The organism is Endozoicomonas gorgoniicola (assembly GCF_025562715.2).
GTDB classification, from domain to species: Bacteria; Pseudomonadota; Gammaproteobacteria; order Pseudomonadales; family Endozoicomonadaceae; genus Endozoicomonas_A; species Endozoicomonas_A gorgoniicola.
Genome location: NZ_JAPFCC010000001.1, coordinates 120109 through 135269 on the forward strand (window position 1 = coordinate 120109; position 15161 = coordinate 135269).

The following is a 15161-nucleotide window of genomic DNA, read 5'->3' on the forward strand; positions in this document are numbered from 1 at the left end:
TTTACGAGTTGTTAAGTGTCTTTTCTTTATTCTCTGCTATGCTCAAACTCCCTACAACGAATAAGAAAGGTACGCATTATGAGCCTTGAGGCTAGAGTCTTGGCGCTGGAAGAAAACCGTGTTCACTGGGATCAGGTTCTCACTGGAATTGAAGGCACTGTTGCACTGATTCTGAAGGAGCAATTTGATCTGAAAAAAGAGATTCAAGATCAAAAAAGGGAGCTTCAGGATCAAAAAAGGGAGAACAACAAACGCTTCAACACAATCGAAGAACTCCTGATCCAGATCGTTAACAATCTCGCCAGCAAGTAACACGCCACCTGACAACTCGTTCTACCCGACTGCTCCCGGCAGCGGGTGAACTCTGGGTTTAACGGATTACTTCTTCAGGTTATGCAGGTACATGCCCGGAATCACAGCGTACATCGCCGCACATTTCACCAGATGGTCTTTCCAGGTTTTCTCATTAGGCGCATGAGCTTCAGGCTCTTTACCCGGACCAAAACCAATCACCGGAATGTTGTAACGACCCATGATGGACACGCCGTTGGTTGAGAAAGTCCATTTATCAACCAGTGGCTTCTCATCAAACAACAGCTCATAGCAGGCTTCAGTCGTTTTTGTCACCAGATGATCTTCGTCGATCACCCAGGCAGGGAAATAGCATTCGGTTTCATACACCAGACCGGTATAGGCTGGACGGTCATAGTTGTACATACTGACTTCAGCTTTGGCTTCCTTAACCGCAGGCAGAGCGCGAATTTCTTCCAGCGCGCCTTCCCAGGTTTCACCCCAGGTCAGACGACGGTCAATGGAGATAGCACAGCCATCAGCTACTGCACAACGGCTTGGGGAGGAGAAGAAGATTTCAGAAACCGTCAGGGTACCTTTGCCCAGGAACTCATCATCGCCCAGACGGGTTGAAAGCTCCTTGATTTCATTCAGGATTGGGCCCATCTTGAAAATGGCATTATCACCACGCTCAGGCGCTGAACCGTGGCAACTTATGCCGCTGACTTCCACACGGATTTCCATACGGCCGCGCTGACCACGGTAGATATTGCAGTCGGTAGGCTCGGTACTCACCACAAACTCTGGCTTCAGGCCGGACTCATTGATAATGTACTGCCAGCACAGACCGTCACAGTCTTCTTCCTGAACGGTACCGGTGACGACCAGAGTGTAATCGTCTTCCAGACCCAGATCCTTTATGATTTTGCCCGCATACACCATGGACGCCATGCCGCCTTCCTGATCGGATGCGCCACGACCACCAATGGTCTCTTCGTCTTCATAGCCTTTGTAAGGGTCAAAGGTCCAGTTGTCCATATTGCCCACACCAACGGTATCAATGTGAGCATCCATGGCAATCACATGCTTACCATGGCCAATGGTACCGAGAACGTTGCCCTGTGGGTCAATTTCAACTTTGTCGAAACCCACTTTTTCCATCTCTTCCTTGATGCGCAGTACGACTTTTTCTTCGTCACAGGACTCGCTGGGAATGGCAATCATATCCCGCAGGAAGCGGGTCATTTCAGGCTTGTACTCTTCAGCCTTTTTCAGAACGTCAGCAAAAGGGAGCTTCAGATCGGTTGTCATTGTTGTATTCCTTAATCGTTCTATTGATAGATTCAGCGGTGTTTAAACAGCGTATTTGCCTTCCCAGACCACATTCCGGTAATTCACCTGATCGGTGTCGCCTTCCGTGTTGAACAGCAATACGACAGAATTTTTATCGAGCTTTAACGATTCCATGATGCGCCCGGCATCCGGATGTTTTGCAATGGCATAAAGCAGGCCGATACCAATGGCGCCGGACTCTCCGGATATAACCACGTCATCTCCCTGCAATGGGTTACCCAGGATACGCATACCCAGTGCAGCAACCTTGTCTTCTACGGACAGGAAATGGCGGCTGCAGTTTTTGAGAATTTCCCAGCCCAGTGGGTTGGGTTCACCACAGGCAAGTCCAGCCATAATCGTGGCCAGGTCTCCGGTCACATTGACGGCAGCACCGTCAGGGGTGCAGCCAGACTGGTAAATGCAGTCAGCTTTATCGGGTTCTGCCACAATGCCGGTAAAGGTGTCGGCACCGTAACGATTGGCGAGATAGCCCATTGCGCCACCGGCCAGCGCACCAACGCCTGCCTGAAGAACAGTATGAGTTGGCTGGGGAATACCCATAGCTTTCAGCTGGTCGCAGGCTTCCGATGCCATGGTCATATAACCCTGCATAATCCAGGTCGGGATTTCGGTGTAGCCTTCCCAGGCTGTGTCCTGAACCATCAGCCAGCCATTTTCGTCGGCATTTTTGCAGGCCAGACGTACAGCGTCGTCATAGTTCAGGTCGGTGACAATGCATTCGGCTCCCAGCCTGAGGATATTATCGACACGCTCCTTTGCTGCGCCCTTTGGCATATAAACGACAGCTTTCTGTCCCAGCTGCTGCGCAGCCCAGGCAATACCACGACCATGGTTGCCATCGGTAGCGGTTGCAAAGGTGATGGGTTCCTGGTCTTTTAAGCTGTCGAAACTGAATTCGTCCAGAGAGATACCCAGCTTCTGGCAGACACACTGGGCAATGGCATAGGAACCGCCAAGCACTTTGAAAGCATTCAGGTCAAATCGGTAGGACTCGTCCTTGACGAGAATTTTGCCTATGCCCAGCTCGTTTGCCAGACGGTCAAGGGAGACCAGCGGGGTGGGCTTGTAAGCATCGATCTGTTGATGAAATTCGAGAACGGTTCTGGCGATCTCTGTGCTGAACAAAGAAGACGATCGTCCTGTAAAAAACGGGTTGTCTTTTTGTTGCAGTGACAATGAAAATGTTGACACTTTTTACTCCTGAGCTTTTTAATCCTGAACTTTTTAATCTTGAACTTTTTAATCCTGACCTCTGTACTCCTGAAAGAATGCTGACGGGTAGACGATAGTGTTTCCTAAGTTTCCCCCAGACACTGGAAACAACGTCTGGAGGCGTTCATGTAAAGATCAGCCATCTACACGACGCTTGCCTTTTTCCATGAGTTTTTCCAGCACCACGTCAGGGTTGCCAAATTTACGGTTGAGGATCATGGAAGCAATGATAAATGGCTTCCAGCCAGCTTCCTTGTAAGTGTCAACCAGGTACTTGTTAAAGACGCCTTCAGTCACTTCTCCTTCTTCGCAGGATACGCCGGTGATGTCAGCAGGCAGACAGTGCATGTACAGGGCTTCACCATCTTTGGTGCGCTTCATCATCTCTTCGGTGCAGTGCCAGTCTTTATGCTGGGCATTCTGTTCAAGACACTCTTTTTCCAGAGCCTTCAGGCCTTCTTGGTCATTGGCTTTCAGCAGCTCAGTGCGCTTGCCCATTACGTGATAAGGCGCCCAGGATTTTGGATAAACGATGTCAGCGCCTTCAAAGGCTTCTTCCATGGAGGCGACCTGTTTGAAGCTGCCGCCACTTTCTTCCGCCTGTTTGGCGGCGGTTTCAACCACTTCCGGAATCAGTTCATAGCCTTCAGGGTGAGCCAGTGTGACGTCCATGCCGAAACGGGTCATCAGGCCGATAATGCCCTGAGGTACAGACAGAGGCTTGCCGTAGCTTGGGGAATAAGCCCAGGTCATGGCGATTTTCTTACCCTTGAGGTTTTCCAGAGAGCCAAAGTGTTCTTTCAGCCAGGCGAGGTCAGACATGCTCTGGGTAGGATGGTCAACGTCGCACTGCAGGTTAACGACACCCGGACGCTGAGCCAGTACATCTTCTTCTTTACCAAAATCCAGGGCTTCACCCACTTCGCGCATATACTGGTTGCCATAGCCCAGGTACATATCGTCACGAATACCGATGACGTCTGCACAGAAAGAGATCATGTTGGCGGTTTCCCGAACGGTTTCGCCGTGAGCAATCTGAGACTTGCCTTCGTCCAGGTCCTGTACGGCGAGACCCAGCATGTTGCAGGCGGAAGCAAATGAGAAACGGGTACGGGTAGAGTTGTCACGGAACAGTGAAACACCCAGACCACTGTCGAATACTTTGGTGGAGATGTTCTCATTCCGCAGTTCGCGCAGGGCTTCTGCAACCGTTAATACCTGTTTCAGCTCATCGGTAGATTGTTCCCACGTCAGCAGGAAATCCTTGTTGTGCAGTTCAGAGTCAAGATTTTTAATTTCTTCAATAAGATCCTGATAAGTTGCCATGGAATGATCCTTTGATGTTTGTAGAACAATAAATCGTTCTTTTGCGGTGTAAAAACAGCAGTCTGAAGCCTGGAGATTTAGCCATCTGCAGTTTGATTTGCTGGTAATGAGAGACTGATAGACTCTGTGTTACTCTGATTTTCTATATAACAAGATGTGTGCCAATGTGTTCTTGTTGTGTTGTTACATGATTGGTTTTTAAAAAAAAGATATATAAAACAACAAGTTAAATATTTCATTTTTGAGATGTGCTTTTTGCTGAGATGAATAATCACCCATGGTATTTTAATTAAAAGAAGTTGTTCGATCAGTTTGATAATAAAAATATTTTCAGAATCAAAATGAAAAAATGACAATGGACGTATAACGTGCTGAAGCTTTGATGGTGTAGCCTTGATTATTTATGACCTGAATCAAATAATAAAAAGCCATCATTGATTATCGTGTTTACTGAGATCGCCTTAATAAAAACAGTATCTGTCTAATAAGTTGAATACTCGTGCTGCATCAATTAGCAGCTACTATAAAAACGGTTGCATAAGCACATATTTTTACGCGTTCAATGATGGTGAGTGCGTAATGAATAAGCTTTTGTAATACGGAGGTAATATGGAACTGTACTATAAGCTCGATGATCGCCCTCCTCTTGTAAAAAGCTTTATTCTGGGTTTTCAGCATCTTCTGTCTGCACTGCCGGGGATCATTGGCGCACCACTGGTGGTTGCCTCGGCTCTGGGGTTTTCTATACAGGAAACGGTGATCCTGGTGAATGCTTCGATGCTGATGTCCGGTATTGGCAGTATGATTCAGGGGCTGGGTTTTGCTCCGCTTAAGCTGGGGGCAAAGCTTCCTGTTATTCAGGGTACCAGTTTTGCTTTTGTAGGCGTGTCGATCACTATCGGGTTTCAATACGGTTTCGCGGCGGTGGTTGGAGCCACGATTGTCGGAGGATTATTTGAGGTCTTCCTGAGTTTCTATATTCATCGTATACGAAAGTTTTTCCCGCCTGTGGTGACCGGAACAGTTGTCTGTCTGATCGGTATGACGATCTTTCCTGTAGCGGTGGATTGGCTGGCAGGAGGAAAGGGCGCTGAAGACTATGGTAGCCTGATGTATCTGGGTGTTGGTGGGGTGGTGTTTTTACTGGTTGTCTTTTTTAACCAGTGGTTCAAAGGGTTTATCTCTTCAGCCTCCATCCTGATTGGCCTGATTTTTGGTTACCTTCTCTGGTTTGCCCTCGGTCTGCTGGATCTGAGCCCGGTGACCGAGGCCGCTGTGGTCGCTATTCCCAACCCACTTCATTTTGGTATTGAGTTTCATACGGGTGCCATTATTGCCATATGTGTTGTGTACACCGTATCCATGGTGGAGTCAGTCGGTGACTATCTTGCCCTGTCTAACTATTGTGACACCGAGCTGGACAGTAAACGCTTAAGTGCCGGCATTCGCTGTGAAGGTTTAAACAGTGCGCTGGCTGGTGTGTTCAACTCCATGGCAACCACTTCGTTCAGTCAGAATATTGGTGTTGTGGGTATTACTGGTGTGGCGAGCCGTTATGTTGTGGTGTTCTCCGGAGGCATTTTGATTGCTGCCGGACTCCTGCCAAAGTTTGGTGCCCTGATTGTCAGTGTGCCTGAGCCGGTGATTGGCGGAGCAGGCGTGATAATGTTCGGTATGATTCTCGCCGGAGGCATTGGCATCCTGAAAAAAATTGACTTCTCCCGCCGTAACACCATGGTACTTGCCCTGGGTATTGCTGCCGGTCTGACAGTGACCTACCGGCCTGAAATCGTTAATGAACTGCCGGACCTGGTGAGAATGGTGTGTGGTAATGGTGTCGCTCTTGGCGCGATTGTAACCGTCATTGCCAATCTGGTTTTACCAGAAAGCAAGACTGTAAAAGAAGCACTGAATGCTGTTTCTGAGAGCTAATAGCGCAAATCCAGAGCTACCAGGTTCGCTCTGAAGCAGTGCAGTGACCATGTCTTCCATAATACACTGCACTGTCTTCTTATTGGGGACGGGTACATTTTTTCTGAATGACTAAGTGATTAATTGTGGCCTCCCTTGAAGGAGGGGAGGCTACCCAATATATGGCGTTCTGCGTTGTTACCCGGTTCGATATTAAGCATGGGAGCCCCTTGTTCATGATGGTTTCAATGTCTGAAATTGGCCCATGCACGACCAAAGCGTCGTACCATTAATCGAAAACCTGACAGCGATTCGTCAAGGTTAGCCGATAAGTCCCGGCTGGGCTCTTGGATAGGCTCTTGGGCGCGCTCTTCTTCTGCCAGCTGAGTGGGTGTAACCGTGTTAATCCGCATTGGTTGCCAATGGATAAAACGATAGCTGGCGATTTGATCATCGGGGTTGGTGATACTTCTCAACTGCAGGTCTTCCAAATTAATCGTGGTGCCACTGGTGGAGTAGTAGTCAAACATGAAGCTGATTGCTACCCTTTGTGGCGATATTCTCTGCGCTCGCGTAAATCTGTAAATCCAGATGTACTCTGGAAAACTCTTGTCCAGAGTATTCCCAATATTAAAGGCGTTATATGTTACTGAATCCGGTACTGTTATAGCTTCACCGTCTGTCGAGTCAAACTCAACCTGAACAATAAAGTGTTGAGGTGGAAGCCAGGTTGAGCTGCCATCATCCGCATCCTCCCTTAAGAAGGGAGCCTTTGGTAAGGATGGGTCATGGTACGATAAACGCCCCTCATTCATTGCCTGAGTATAACGGTTTGACACTCTGGCGTTTGTAGTGATGTGCAGCTGACTTTCAACCTGTTGGTCAATATTGTAAAACTGGGGGGAGGGGGGTATAAAGGCATTTTGTTCTGATAGAGTCAGAGGGGCTGGTTGGTTGCCAACAGGCTTCCCGAATGCAATAAGAATACTATCCTCGTGCAGGAAGGGCTGGCCAGATGAACAGTCTGAGGACGTTGCTTCGGAAGAGCATTCCTGGGACGAGTCAGCCTGATAGACGATTATTGGAATGACGGTCTTCCCCTTATTGTCTAAATAAGGCAGCTGAGGGAGCCAGCCACTGATCATTCCTCTGGCTTGTAGTTGATATGCAGTTCTGCTGACCTCATCCATATCAGACATTGGGTTAAAATTTTGTTCATTTATATGATAAGAGAGATGCATCTTTTCATTGTGTTGTTCAGGTTCGGGGCTCACGGCCCGCTGAAATTCAGGGTGTCGAAGAGTGGAACTGATTATCCGGAAGGCGGGTAAAAGATTTTGGGTTAGCTCCAGACTGCCTGCTGATCTGTCAGTTTGTTGAGATAAACTTGGTCCGCCTGAAATCCTGTATATAAGCGGTATTTCTGTGCCATCTGGTTCAATGGTTGTATGCTCGACTTGAAAGCCTAAGCGTAGTAATAGCTCTTCGTTGAGATAGACTGTCTGATTATTAATTTTGACCTGACTTTGGAAGTAAAAGGATATATCTGTGTTCGAAAGGTCGGTAATTTTGTAAATAACAGCAGAAAGGTTAAAAGATAAAAGACTGAGTACTAATGAACACGTTATAGCAAAGCGTTTTTTGTTTGCCTGTTTGTCAAACTGCACAGTGGCTCTCCCGTGTAATGATAATCAATTTCACAACTGATCTTGTAATGATCCCCCCAAAAAAAGTAGACAATATTTTTGACATTACTCATAAAATCACGTTAATAGCAATCATGAATTCAAACCATACTGGCTTTTACAATTCTGAAATACAGCCTTTTTAAGATTCCAGTACAGGTTATCTGTCTCAGGTCAGTGAAGAGTGGAGCAGCAACATTGGCAAAAACACAGTTATTTGCACAATCTCGCTTTCTCCAATATACACGCACTTTAAATTGGCCGATATTCACACTGAACCCGGGGATGAGATTCTATACAAAAATCAGGTAGTGGCACTACCAATAAAAGCGAGTGCCTGAAAACCTGAATTACCACTGAAACCTGAACATCAATAACCGAAAGAGTACGAATGTCAGCCAAATACAACCAGCGCACCGGTTATGGCAAAAACCTGAATAAACAGTGCACAAATAAAAGCTGCAATAATAGGGCGAAGACCAACCTGCATCATTTCGCTGAATCGGGTTTTTAAACCCAGGGCTGCTAATGCTATGGCTAAAATAACAGCACCTGCATTTTTGAGTTGCGCGGTTATGGCAGGCGTCAGTATACCGGTAGAATTTACGATGATGACGGCCAGAAACAAGACCACATACATAGGCACAACGTCTTTGAGTTTCACGGTTGTGGCTTCACCGGAAGTTTGGGCATCGGAGCGGGCCACGTACCAGCATAAGCCGATGGAGAGTGGAATCAGGAATAAGACACGGCAAAGCTTAGTCAGTATGGCAAAGGTTTCTACCTGACTTGAACCGACAGCCGCACCAGCTGCAACAACTTCTGCAACTTCCGGGAGACTGGCTCCAGTCCACACCGCATAAACCATTTCATCTATCTGAAAGTGATGAAATGCTGCCGGTAAAATAAACATGGCCACCGTGCCAAAAAGGGTAATGGCACCAATACCAAATGCAGTGTCTTTACCGCTGGCTTTAATGATCGGAGCAACAGCAGCAATAGCAGAGGCACCGCAAACCGTGGTTCCGGCAGCGATACACAGAGTCGTACTTTTGGCCAGCTTCATTTTGGAACAAATAAATAAACAGAAACCAAAAGTACAGCATGCCAGCAGAATTATAAAAACCAGACCTTGCCACCCCAGTATCATGATATCGCTTAAACTGAGCTTAAAGCCAAGCATGATGACACCCAGACGCAGTATATCTTTGCTGGCGTAGGTTATGCCTGGAGCAACAACGGCCTGTTTTTCCGGCTTCCAGAAAACGTTGGTGACGACCATTCCAAGAATAATGGCGTAAAGTAAGCCACTGATGTGCAAGTGACTGTTAAAGGGCATTTTTGCCAATACGGTTGCACCTGCTGCAATAGCACAGGCAAGCAATAGTCCTGGAAGTTGTTTTGGCAGGGTAGGATTTTTTCGGGCGAGTGAATTAACAACTTGATTATCCATGCGCTCTACTCTTGTTTTTGTGAAATAGTTATTGTTAAAAAAATTGTTGTGGAAAAAATGTTCTTTTAAAACTGCCTGGATAAAATACACCGCAAAGGCGCAAAGGCGCAAAGGCGCAAAGGCGCAAAATCATAAATCAATAATATAATTAGACAGTCGTTTTTATATTCAATCTGTTTAAACAATCAACAAAAAACTTTTTAGAAATTCATATCACGAATGTGAAGAATGTTATGCGTCAACATTTATAATCTTCATGATTATTTACAGAAAGTCATTAACAAAAAATTTAAATTAAGTTCACATATTAACTGTCTTATAGGGTAATGTAATGATAATGCAGGGATATTGATGTGAATCAGCATTATGGCATCTTATCAGTAAATATCACTATTGTTTTTATGGAATTTGAAAACCAGGCAGTGGTGGACACCCATCGAAATCAACCGCCGCAGAAAAACCGACAAAAACGGTCACGTTTCAAACAGGTTGATACCACATCCGTGAGATGAACTCTCCGATCACCTTATCGTGCAGTTCCTCTGAGCGAGAAAAGCAGATAGTTCTACGGGTTGGTGCAATAGAACCTGAACTTATAGGGTTTGACCAACTTTATCAGCTTCTTCAAGGTTTTCTTCGTTCTGCGTCCAAAGATATGTGCGATTACCCTCTGGTAGCGAGGCTCCCATGCGTAGAACAGGCAGCGCTGATTTTTCTTATTGCCAACATAGAACCATTGTTCATCCATCTGGCAGATTAGCACCAGCTCTTCATTGTCGAAAGGGAGTGACGTTACATAGTCATGCTCACTATGCGCTCGTGGGTGCTTTGCCATTTTTCACAACGCCATCTGTGGTATCACAGTGAACACATACAACTTTAATGATTGCCATAGGGAAAAAATGGATAGAGTATCAGCAAAGCTCTTCCGAAAAATATACGAGATCAACGCATCTGATTCATGACCCCGTATTTCAGAAATAAAAAACGGCTCTTTTACAGGTTGGCTGATCAGATGTTCAGGTACTTCAGGAAACTGCTTTTATTGATGGAGATCAATAGTCGTTGAGCAATTATTTTGCCATTAATGGCAGGCTTGATTCATCAATTAATACAGGCGAGTAAATATGAAAAAGACCCTGCTCGGACTCTCACTTGTGGCACCTATCATGGCAACGGCAGCTGATTTTTATGTTCCGGATACGATCTCTAAAGAAGGGCAGGCTTTTTTGAGTACTCAATTTACTGCCCAGCTTCGTCAGGAGTCTGCCATACCTGATGCCATGACGAAAGAAGACTGGCTGGCCATGCAGGCTAAGGCTAATGAAGATATTATTCCTTTGAATACTGCCGTGGTAGAAAAATATAAGCCAACGTTAAAGGAAATGACACGGGTGCGGTTCATTTGCTACGACGAAGCCTCCCTATTCACCATCAACTCACCGTAATTTCGTTTCTTAGAGCACGAATGGTGATATGACCAGTATTCATCCCAGTCTCCACTGGAGTTTATTGAGCGAAGCTTCAGAATGGCTTCCGCGCCTTGCAGGCTCCATCGTGCGCCTGTTATATCAAGACGGTCATTTATCAAATGTCGGCAAGCGCCTTCAATCACTCCGCTGGCAATAGGAAAGCCTGAGCGTAGCGCCTTATCGTAGCAAAGCCGGTCTCTGTTTTTTTGCAGATAGCTAGCACATTTATCAATAGCTTCCCGATTCTTCAATTTTCGTTTCGTGGCACTTTGCTTTATGCCCCTGGCTACCCGACCCGACTGCCCATGAAGAATTTTCAGTGCTTGCTGCTCAACCCATTTCTCAATAGATTTATCACCTTTATCATGCAGACAATGAGCGGCTTTCCACAGATATTCCAGCACATGAATGAAGTCCATTATGATGCTGGTTTTGACCTGTTTTCTGCGGGCAACTCTTTCAATCATTTTCAGTTGATGCGGATGCCCATCGACCACGACAACCCATTGTCGTTTTCGTTCCGGGTCACGCTTGAGAGCCTCATCAAAGGCTTCTTCGATGACTGTTTCTCCGTCCCTCTCAACACTGGCCCAAACCCTCTTGTTGCGTATTGGAGGTCGAAATTTGACGACATTGTCCGCTTTCTTTTCAGAGTTCATGATGGACTCTGGTGAGCGTGGGTTTGCCCGCACAGTGTAAACAGTCGCCACCATAGCCATACGCTTCCGGTCTTTCTTTTCTCCCGGACTTAAACGTGTCTGACATTTTTTCTTGCTTTTCTCTGCATTCTTGCGGGTCGCTTCCCTTAACCCATCTGGCAACATGACCAGACCTTTCCCGTCAAAGCTCAGAACCAATAGGTCATCTGTTTGCTCATCTTCTATGGTTCGTTGTTCATAGAATTCGACAAAATCCTGAGCTGTGCCTTCAACCAGCTTTATTGTCTGGTACTTGCCAACTATGCCGGGGCAATTTTCACGATGCCGTTTGACGACATTGTCATAAGAACGATCAATAGCATCCGTGATCACACGCTTGCGTACACCATCAGAATATTGGTCGTTATTAAGGTTGAGCCCGGCATCCAGTGGGAATTCGTTGGAGACATTGCGCTGGCTATAAGCAAACCGTTTGACCGTTACCTTGCCAAACACCGTGGTGAGAACCCGGCTGGTATTTTGACGAATATGGTTACGAGGTATGCCGTCAGCGGGAGTGACAGACACTGCTCTTTCTTCATCTTCAGCCTGTTTATCGAGATAGCCCTGAAACATTAGCCGAAGCAGCTCGTCCCCATTGGTTCGAATGTACTCTTCAGTTGTGCCATGTTCCTGCAGGCAGGCAGATTCGAGGTGGCGGATCATGCTATTAAAGTGATCCTGTGCAGGAGAAAAAAATTGAAAGTCGAGAGTATTGGCGTAAGATGCGTTCACAAAGGGCTGCTTTTCCGGTGTTATTTGTTTGGCGACGTTATATCACCACGAAACAGCCCTTTTTTCTTTGCTCTCAGTCGTCAAAGTGGTTGGTTTTGCTGGGGTAGAGCGTCGTAGCAAATGAACCGCACCCAAATGACACTCGGTGGTGTAGGTACATTGGAAATCAAGCCCTATGGCTGGAAAGACAATGGCAAGTTGCTGGTCTATGTTCATGGCGGTGCCTACATCTCTTATAACAGCCGTGCCACGCTGGCTAGCAGTGTACCCGTTGCTCATGACACTGGCCTTCGGGTAGTTTCTATCGATTATACTCTGGCACCAATGGGTAACTATAAACAGGCTACTGATGACGTAATTGCTGTGATTGATGCCCTGCGCCAGCAGGGTTATAACATGAATGACATTGCCATTTACGGTGATTCTGCCGGTGGCGGTCTGGTGGCGGGTAGTGTTCTGAAAATGCGTGACCAGAATAAGCCTTTGCCAGCGGCTGTGGTACTCTGGTCACCTTGGGCCGATATTACCGAGTCCGGTGATACCTACTACACCCTGAAAGACGCTGAGCCACTGTATCGTTACGACCTGCTGCTCAAGCCATCGGCAGACGCCTATGCGAATACAGAAGACCAGAAACACCCCTATGTTTCCCCCGTTTATGGCGACTATAGCAAGCCGTTCCCTCCAACCCTGATTCAGGCAGGCACTAAAGAGATTTTTCTTAGCAACGCTGTTCGTCTTTATCAGGCGATTGACAGTCATGGCGGTGAAGCAAAGCTGGATATTTATGAAGGTATGTGGCACGTATTTCAGGCTTTTTCCTTTGATATCCCGGAAGCGCATCTGGCTCGCAGGAAAATGTCGCAGTTCCTTGATTCGCACTTGTGATTTACAGATAAATGCTGCGTAGTGCCTGATCTTCAGGCCTCCGCTCTTACCTGAAACTGACTGCGGTACGCTCGTGGCGATTGCCCAAACTGCTGGCGAAACACGGTAGAAAAGTAGTCGGGGCTGGAAAAGCCCGCACTGAAGGCAATGTCGGTGACACTACGCTGACTCTGCTGTAATAAAAACTGTGCATAGTTCATGCGCAGAGAAAGTAGTAGCTGTTTGGGCGACAAGCCTAATCCCTTTTGGCACAGGCGATGAAGATGTGAGGAAGATAAGCTGATATGCTGGCACATGTCATGCACATTCCATGCTCGCCCGGGATCCTTTCGAACTGCAGCCATTAGTCCCTCTAAACGTGAATCAACCATTGTCGTATTATTTCTGAACAAGCGGTTAATATTCAGTGACAGCTGTTGTATTAAGCCTCCACGTATGAGGTCCGATTGATGGGTATTTCGTTCATAATCCAGACTCTCCAGACAATGATAGAGCTGCGAACCCAAATCGCACCGTCGGTGCCATGGCTGCATACCGGGAACCCCTGTTGTATGAGTGTCAACCATGATCCAGGCTGATTGTCGAAACCCTTTTGGTTCCAGTGAAATCTCGAACGCTGTATGCGGGGGGATATAACACAGACTCTGCGCCTGAAGCGCATATTCCTTACCGGCCACTTGTAGCAAACCATGACCATCCAGCGTGGCCGAGAACATAGCCCGTTGCGTAAATTCACGCTTAATGTGATGAATTTCATGCAAATCGGACAAGCCTGCCACAAAGACTCCGATGGACTGGAACTCCGGATAGTCTCGCTGACATAAAAAACGTTCCCGACATTCTGGCCCAACTTCAATTATTTCATCCATGGGCGGTTTTTAAAGGTTTATGGGTTTTTCTCAAACGAAATCGATCATTCAAACCCAGATAATAAAGAGATTTAAAAATGAGAACCAAGGGTAATGGATATGAAAAAAAACATTATGACCTGCGTCATGCTGGCAGCCACATTGGCGCTGACCGGCTGTAACTCAGACTCTGATGACGATACCGACAAAGTAGTGGGCTGCCCGTCAAAGCCTGCTGATCGAACGATAACCCTGTGTGTAACGGCTCTGCCCAAGAGCCATCCCAACGGTGACCAGATTTATCTGGCAGGCACCATGAATGGCTGGCATGCAGGTGGTGAGGCTGATCGGGAAATCATTCTGGAAGATCACGGCAACGGCAGTTACAGCTATCACCTGCACTTTGCTGAAGATACCAATATCCACCAGTTCAAGTTCACTCGTGGCAGTTGGAAATCAGTTGAGATTGATGCTGACAACTACGACATACCCAATCGCAGTGTAGAGTACAGCGGACAATATCGTGTGGAAGACATGCAAATTGCCAAATGGTCTGATATAGACGGCTCCTTTGGTGGGCGACACACGGTGGTAGGAAACCTGAAGCTACATACCATTGACGCTTTCCCTATAAACGACGGAGAAAGAACGGTTCGGGTCTGGCTTCCTGAGAGCTATGATGCGAAACGTGCTGAATCTTTTCCGGTCATCTACGCCTGGGATGGTCAGAACCTCTTTGACGAGCGGACTGCAGGCTATGGCATGGAGTGGAAAATTGACGAAACCCTCACCGAGCTGGCAGCTGATCATGTCGTCATTGGTTTTGACAGCCCGACTGGTGACAAAAATGGTCAGTCAGGCCGTAAACGTCGCTATATCGAATACAGTGCGTTTGACTGGAAGCATCCAGAAGAAGGTTCTATTGTCACGCGTGGTGATGAGACGGTTGATTTTGTGGTTGATACGCTGATTCCCAAGTTTGAGAGTGAATATAATATTGGTAGCAGTGCCGAAAAACGTACCATCATGGGTTCTTCCATGGGTGGCTACATGAGTCTGTACACCATGAGTTATCGCCCCAACGTATTCGGCACTGCTCTTGCCCTGTCTCATGCGACTAACGACAACTACGGCGGTGTCGCATTACGCGAATACATGACTACCCACTCATTTCTCAAAAGAACCTTCTTTTGCCATTGATTTCCATCCATAACGGCAAAGCATTCGCAGCGTCGTTATGGATGGAAAATTCTGTGAGATTCGCTAAAACCTTTGTTTCCAGGATG

Annotated in this window: 12 protein-coding genes and 1 pseudogene; 5 read left to right on the top strand and 8 right to left on the bottom strand. The window is 46.9% G+C overall.

What is annotated here, in order from left to right:
- Positions 1-78 precede the first annotated feature (78 nt).
- Positions 79-312, top strand: coding sequence for a hypothetical protein (locus tag NX722_RS00520; protein ID WP_262566237.1), 234 nt, complete (start codon positions 79-81; stop codon positions 310-312).
- Positions 313-378: 66 nt separating this feature from the next.
- On the opposite strand, the gene NX722_RS00525 is transcribed toward NX722_RS00520, so the two are convergent.
- The 3 genes from NX722_RS00525 to ygeW form a co-directional block, all read right to left on the bottom strand.
- On the bottom strand, positions 379-1602 hold the full coding sequence (locus tag NX722_RS00525; RefSeq protein WP_262566238.1) for a YgeY family selenium metabolism-linked hydrolase: 1224 nt from the start codon (positions 1600-1602) through the stop codon (positions 379-381).
- 42 nt (positions 1603-1644) lie between these two features.
- Positions 1645-2838, bottom strand: coding sequence for a diaminopropionate ammonia-lyase (gene dpaL / locus NX722_RS00530; RefSeq protein ID WP_262566239.1), 1194 nt, complete (start codon positions 2836-2838; stop codon positions 1645-1647).
- A gap of 156 nt (positions 2839-2994) precedes the next feature.
- Positions 2995-4185, bottom strand: coding sequence for a knotted carbamoyltransferase YgeW (gene ygeW / locus NX722_RS00535; RefSeq protein ID WP_262566240.1), 1191 nt, complete (start codon positions 4183-4185; stop codon positions 2995-2997).
- A gap of 609 nt (positions 4186-4794) precedes the next feature.
- On the opposite strand from ygeW, the gene NX722_RS00540 reads away from it, so the two are divergent.
- A complete protein-coding gene (locus NX722_RS00540; protein WP_262566241.1) occupies positions 4795-6117 on the top strand; it encodes a uracil-xanthine permease family protein in 1323 nt (440 codons plus the stop codon).
- Between the two features lie 224 nt (positions 6118-6341).
- Here the strand turns inward: NX722_RS00540 and NX722_RS00545 are convergent, their stop codons facing one another.
- The 3 genes and pseudogenes from NX722_RS00545 to NX722_RS00555 form a co-directional block, all read right to left on the bottom strand.
- Positions 6342-7295, bottom strand: coding sequence for a hypothetical protein (locus tag NX722_RS00545; RefSeq protein ID WP_262566242.1), 954 nt, complete (start codon positions 7293-7295; stop codon positions 6342-6344).
- An 880-nt stretch (positions 7296-8175) separates the two neighbouring features.
- Positions 8176-9234, bottom strand: coding sequence for a YeiH family protein (locus tag NX722_RS00550; protein WP_262566243.1), 1059 nt, complete (start codon positions 9232-9234; stop codon positions 8176-8178).
- A 480-nt stretch (positions 9235-9714) separates the two neighbouring features.
- Positions 9715-10030: pseudogene (locus tag NX722_RS00555) on the bottom strand (IS1 family transposase); the annotation flags it as partial.
- A 331-nt stretch (positions 10031-10361) separates the two neighbouring features.
- Here NX722_RS00555 and NX722_RS00560 point away from each other — a divergent pair.
- Positions 10362-10682 carry a hypothetical protein gene (locus NX722_RS00560; protein ID WP_262566244.1) on the top strand — a complete coding sequence of 107 codons (321 nt, stop codon included), beginning with the start codon at positions 10362-10364 and terminating at the stop codon, positions 10680-10682.
- On the opposite strand, the gene NX722_RS00565 is transcribed toward NX722_RS00560, so the two are convergent.
- Positions 10643-12139, bottom strand: a complete 1497-nt coding sequence (locus tag NX722_RS00565) for an ISKra4 family transposase (protein WP_262566245.1) — start codon at positions 12137-12139, stop codon at positions 10643-10645. The two genes, NX722_RS00560 and NX722_RS00565, sit on opposite strands and share 40 nt — an antisense overlap.
- 120 nt (positions 12140-12259) lie before the next feature.
- Between NX722_RS00565 and NX722_RS00570 the strand changes: the two genes are divergently transcribed.
- On the top strand, positions 12260-13027 hold the full coding sequence (locus NX722_RS00570) for an alpha/beta hydrolase (protein ID WP_262566246.1): 768 nt from the start codon (positions 12260-12262) through the stop codon (positions 13025-13027).
- Between the two features lie 32 nt (positions 13028-13059).
- On the opposite strand, the gene NX722_RS00575 is transcribed toward NX722_RS00570, so the two are convergent.
- Positions 13060-13896 (bottom strand): helix-turn-helix transcriptional regulator, encoded by an 837-nt coding sequence (locus NX722_RS00575; protein ID WP_262566247.1) that lies wholly within the window; start codon positions 13894-13896, stop codon positions 13060-13062.
- Positions 13897-13995: 99 nt separating this feature from the next.
- Between NX722_RS00575 and NX722_RS00580 the strand changes: the two genes are divergently transcribed.
- A complete protein-coding gene (locus NX722_RS00580; protein WP_262566248.1) occupies positions 13996-15075 on the top strand; it encodes an alpha/beta hydrolase-fold protein in 1080 nt (359 codons plus the stop codon).
- The last annotated feature ends 86 nt before the right edge of the window (positions 15076-15161 follow it).